At 52.9% G+C, this 4,635-nt stretch carries 4 protein-coding genes and 1 pseudogene; all 5 read left to right on the top strand.

Annotated features, from left to right (window positions below):
• Nucleotides 1-731 (top strand): AAA family ATPase (locus tag APU11_RS18645; RefSeq protein ID WP_157849612.1); only part of this gene is annotated, 731 nt, incomplete at its 5' end.
• A complete protein-coding gene (locus APU11_RS18640; RefSeq protein ID WP_058651516.1) occupies nucleotides 731-1,291 on the top strand; it encodes a hypothetical protein in 561 nt (186 codons plus the stop codon). The genes APU11_RS18645 and APU11_RS18640, both read left to right, overlap by 1 nt.
• On the top strand, nucleotides 1,285-1,827 hold the full coding sequence (locus APU11_RS18635) for a putative T6SS immunity periplasmic lipoprotein (RefSeq protein ID WP_040022995.1): 543 nt from the start codon (nucleotides 1,285-1,287) through the stop codon (nucleotides 1,825-1,827). The genes APU11_RS18640 and APU11_RS18635 overlap by 7 nt, the downstream gene beginning before the upstream one ends.
• Nucleotides 1,814-4,336, top strand: a complete 2,523-nt coding sequence (gene vgrG, locus APU11_RS18630) for a type VI secretion system tip protein VgrG (RefSeq protein WP_040022997.1) — start codon at nucleotides 1,814-1,816, stop codon at nucleotides 4,334-4,336. Before APU11_RS18635 ends, vgrG begins: the two co-directional genes overlap by 14 nt.
• Before the next feature lie 14 nt (nucleotides 4,337-4,350).
• A pseudogene (locus APU11_RS18625) lies at nucleotides 4,351-4,635 on the top strand (hypothetical protein); the annotation flags it as partial.

The raw sequence follows: 4,635 nt of genomic DNA, 5'->3' as shown, positions 1-4,635 counted from the left end.
AGAAATCCCTGATAACCATCAACCTCTCCGAATACCAGGAGCCGCACACCGTCTCCCAGCTCAAGGGTTCCCCGCCGGGCTACGTCGGCTACGGCCAGGGCGGTATTCTCACCGAAGCCGTGCGCAAACGCCCGTACAGCGTGGTGCTGCTGGACGAAGTGGAAAAGGCCCACCGTGACGTGATGAACCTGTTCTATCAGGTCTTCGACCGCGGATTCATGCGCGACGGCGAAGGGCGGGAAATTGACTTCCGTAACACCGTGATTCTGATGACCTCGAACCTCGGCAGCGACCTTATCATGCAGATGCTGGATGAACAGCCGGACGCCACCGAAGGCGACCTGCACGAACTGCTGCGCCCTGTGCTGCGTGACCACTTCCAGCCCGCGCTGCTGGCCCGCTTCCAGACGGTGATTTACCATCCGCTGGCACAGGCGGCGATGCGCACGATTGTCGGCATGAAGCTCGGCCAGGTGAGTCAGCGCCTGGCCCGGCATTACGGTATGACCACCACCGTCAGCGACAGCCTGTCTGATGCGCTGACCGCCGCCTGCCTGCTGCCTGACACCGGGGCGCGCAATATCGACAGCCTGCTGAACCAGCAAATTCTGCCAGTGCTCAGCCAGCTGCTGCTGAGCCATATGGCGGCGGGGCAGAAGCCGCAGCAACTTACACTGGGCTGGGATGACGAAGAGGGGATTATGATTGAGCTGCGGCAGGAGGATGAGTGATGACCATCCATGATAAAAAAAAGAAGACTGATCAAAAAGAAGAGAAGGAAGGCTCACTGCGGTTACTGACGTCAGGAGAGATTGCACTGGCGAAGTCGGTCTACAAATCGACGATCCCGTACCATAAGGTCTGGATCCATCATGACAGTTATCTTCCGTTTGGCCTCCAGAATAAAAATACGGCGATGTCCCCGAACGGTGAGATTTATTTTCGTCACTGGTACAGGGATGATTACGCGTCGGCTTTACCTTTTCTGCAACATCTTTTTATTCACGAAATGGCACATGTCTGGCAGCGTGAAAAAGGAATGAACATCATCGGGCGGGGGCTGGTCAGCTGGGCGGTGAGTTACCGTTATGTCCTGGATGGACGTCTGTTAAGTGAATATCCCATGGAACAGCAGGCACAGATTATTGCCGACCATTTTACGTTGCAGGCTGAAGGATACGAGACATGGTGTGATCTGAGAAAAGCAGGTGATATCACGCTTGACGGCAACATTTCTGAGTCCGTTATCAGCCACCTGTATACCAGCACGCTGCGGGGGTTCCCATGGTGAAAATAATAACCTTTCGCATCAGGTATGCTTTTTTGCTCAGCCTGACGCTACTGGCCGGTTGCCCCGGCCACGGGGATTACCTTCGGCCTGATGAAATAGTAACGGTCAGCACAAGAGGCGACAATGTGTGTTTCAGTGTTCCGGAGCCAGAAGACTACCAGCCAGTCAGTATTTCCATCGATCCAAGAGGAACCCGGTTCAGGGAGCGGCAAATTACGTTTGATCCCACACTTCGTATTGTGAACGGCCAGCTATGTATCCCACCTTCATTCCATCATTTTCCTGATAAAGGCCAGTTCATTGTCAGATACGTTCTGCACTCTGAGCGCCATAAGGATACGCCGCGCAGAATGGTCGCCGGGGTGGAGATTGCCGGCGAGTGTATTTTCGACATTCCGCTTACTGACATGGAGGCAGTAAGACCGTACGGCGAGTTGGACAACAGTGATGTTCAGCCTGATCCAGGCGAACGTGATGGTTTCTGCAAATCCCCTTTTAGATCCGTTCATGGAGTGAAAAATTATGAATCTCACTGACTCTCTGCAAAACGTTTTATCCGGGGCGGGAACCCTGAACCGCTACAGGCTGGATATTCCTTCCTGTCCTTCTTCACTTGATGTTGAAGACTTCAGCGGTATTGAAGGCCTGAGCAGGATTTACAGGTATGACATCATTTTTACCAGTACGGACAAACATCTGGATGCTGCCTGGTTTTTGTGTAAACCCGCAACCCTGACGATGGGGGGCGGGTTACTGGAGAGCCTGACTGAACAGAAAAAAGTGCACGGTGTCATTACTCATTTCAGACGCATTTCCGGCTCTGCCGACCAGACACAGTATCTGATCACGCTTAAACCATTCCTGTTTTTGCTGGATAAGCAGCACCGCAGTCACCGTTTCTTTGTCAATAAGTCAGTACCCGAAGTGGTCGGGCAGGTGTTACAGGAGCATAACCTGCATGGCTGGGAATATGAGTTTACCCTCAAACAGAGCTACCCGAAGCGCGAGCAGATAAACCAGTATCAGGAAAGTGACCTGGCGTTTATCCAGCGTCTGCTGGCAGAGGTGGGGATATTTTACTGGTTTACCCTCCAGGAAGACGCGCAGACAGAGGTGGTGCATTTTGCCGATGCGCAGCGTGCGCTGATATTTGGTAAAACCCTGCCAGTCAACAGCCCGTCCGGGATGAGCGACAGCGGGGCTGACTCGGTGTGGGGCATGAATATTACCCATAACGTGGTTGAAGCCAGCGTCACCACGAAAGATTACAACCACCGTGACGCACAGAGCGTACTGCAGTCGGCTCCGGCGGATATGACCCGGGGAGACGGTGAAGGGGGGACCTATGGTGATGTCTACCATTACCGGCTGCGCCATCTGGCGCGCGGCGACAAAATAGACCCCACGGCAGAAACGGCTAACTTTTACGCCCGCCTGGACCACGAGCGTTTTCTGGCAAACCAGACGCAAATCACAGGCTACAGCACTGCGGCATGGCTGGCACCTGCTCAGGTGCTGAATATTACCGACGGCCTGCCACCCACCCTGCCTGCTGTCTTACAGGAACCGGTGCTGGTTATCAGCACGCATTTTACTGCCAGCCGCAAGAGCGCCCTTCTGGTGGATATTTTGGGCGTTCCGTACAGCGAAACGGTGTGCTGGCGTCCGGCACCGCTGCCGCGCCCGAAGGTGACCGGGACGATGACGGCACGTATCACCAGCGCAAAAGCCAACGATATCTACGCCTGGCAGGATGCATCCGGCCTGTACCGGGTGAAATTTGACGCCGACCGGGATGACAAGTCGCAGGGGCAGGAGAGCATGCCGGTGCGTCTCGCCAAACCCTACGGCGGTGACGTGTACGGTTTTCACTTCCCGCTGATCCAGGGCACGGAAGTGGCGATCGCGTTCCACGAAGGCGACCCCGACCGTCCGTACATCGCCCATGCGCTGCACGACTCGCGGCATGTTGACCACGTGACGGAGAAGAACAGCACCCGGAATGTGATCCGCACGCCGACGAACAACAAGCTGCGGATGGAGGACAAGCGCGGCGAAGAGCATATCAAGCTCAGCACGGAGTACGGCGGTAAAACGCAGCTTAATCTGGGGCACAATGTGGATGCGTCCAGGGCGCTGCGGGGGGAAGGCGCGGAGCTGCGCACCGATGATTGGGTGACAATCAGAGGGGGGAAAGGGATCTTTCTCAGTGCCGATGCTCAGCCGAAAGCGCAGGGACAAATGCTGGATATGAATGCTGCGATCGCTCAGTTACAGGGGGCGTTACAACTGGTAACAGCGCTAGCGCAGAGTGCGAGTGTATCAGGTGCGCTGGAAGCCGATACAGCTTCTCAACAGCAGTTTGGTAATATGCTTGCACAGTTAAAAGATGCGGGGCTGCTGGCTTCCGCTCCGGCGGGTATTGGTCTGGTTACACCGAAAAATATTCAGCTTTCCGCAGGCCAGACTCTAACCGCGACAGCGGGTGAGAATGCGGATATAAGCTTAATAAAAAAGTTTACGGTTGCGGCAGGTGAAGCCATCAGTCTGTTTGCCCAGAAAATGGGAATGAAGATATTTGCAGCAAGGGGAATGGTAGATATTCAGGCGCAAACGGACGCCATGCGCCTCCAGTCGGATAAGACCATGAACATTAACAGCGTCAGTGGTGAAATTGTGCTGAATGCCGCTCAGGGGATCACGCTGACCAGCAAAGGTGGGGCGTATATAAAAATTAAAGATGGTTCGGTGGAAATTGGTGCACCAGGGAAAATAGATTTAAAAAGTGCAAATATTTTGTGGGGTGGAAGTGCTTCCCTGGAGCAGGCACTTTCTTCTGTATCTGTGAGCGACCCTAAATTTCATAATCCGATGAACGGTGGTTTTCAGGTGCTGGATCAATCGAGTAATCAGCCGAAACCCTACATTCCATACCGCATTGAAACCGAAGATGGGCAGATTATTCGCGGTGTGACGGATGAGAATGGTTATACACAGGCGCATTATGGTATTGATCCAAAAGGAATCAAACTATTTTTTGAATAATCAGGGAGATGATGATGAGTGGACAGGAAACTCCAGCTGCGGAACATTCGCTGAACAAAGTAGATAAAAATGTCAAAGTTGTTCTTCACAAATCATGCCAGTGTTATTTCAGAATAGAAACGCTTGAGCTTATTTTTATTGATGAGTCTGATGCCGCTGAGTTTGAAAAGTGTATGAGTAAACTCAGTGAATTAATAGATAAACACCATAAAGCCAATGCTGATTATTCAGATGCCGTAGAAAAGTACGGCAACGCCATGAAGGATATTGCAAACAAAAATAAGTTATCGGGCTATGAG

It is taken from the genome of Enterobacter sp. 50793107 (genome assembly GCF_001463365.1).
GTDB lineage: Bacteria > Pseudomonadota > Gammaproteobacteria > Enterobacterales > Enterobacteriaceae > Enterobacter > Enterobacter cloacae.
Note: the sequence above shows the minus strand (reverse complement) of the source record. Positions and strands in the feature narration are given on the sequence as shown.

Bases quoted from the DNA above. Each gene is read 5' to 3' on its own strand.
- APU11_RS18640 (WP_058651516.1), top strand. From the start codon at position 731: ATGACCATCCATGATAAAAAAAAGAAGACTGATCAAAAAGAAGAGAAG.
- APU11_RS18635 (WP_040022995.1), top strand. From the start codon at position 1,285: ATGGTGAAAATAATAACCTTTCGCATCAGGTATGCTTTTTTGCTCAGC.
- vgrG (WP_040022997.1), top strand. From the start codon at position 1,814: ATGAATCTCACTGACTCTCTGCAAAACGTTTTATCCGGGGCGGGAACC.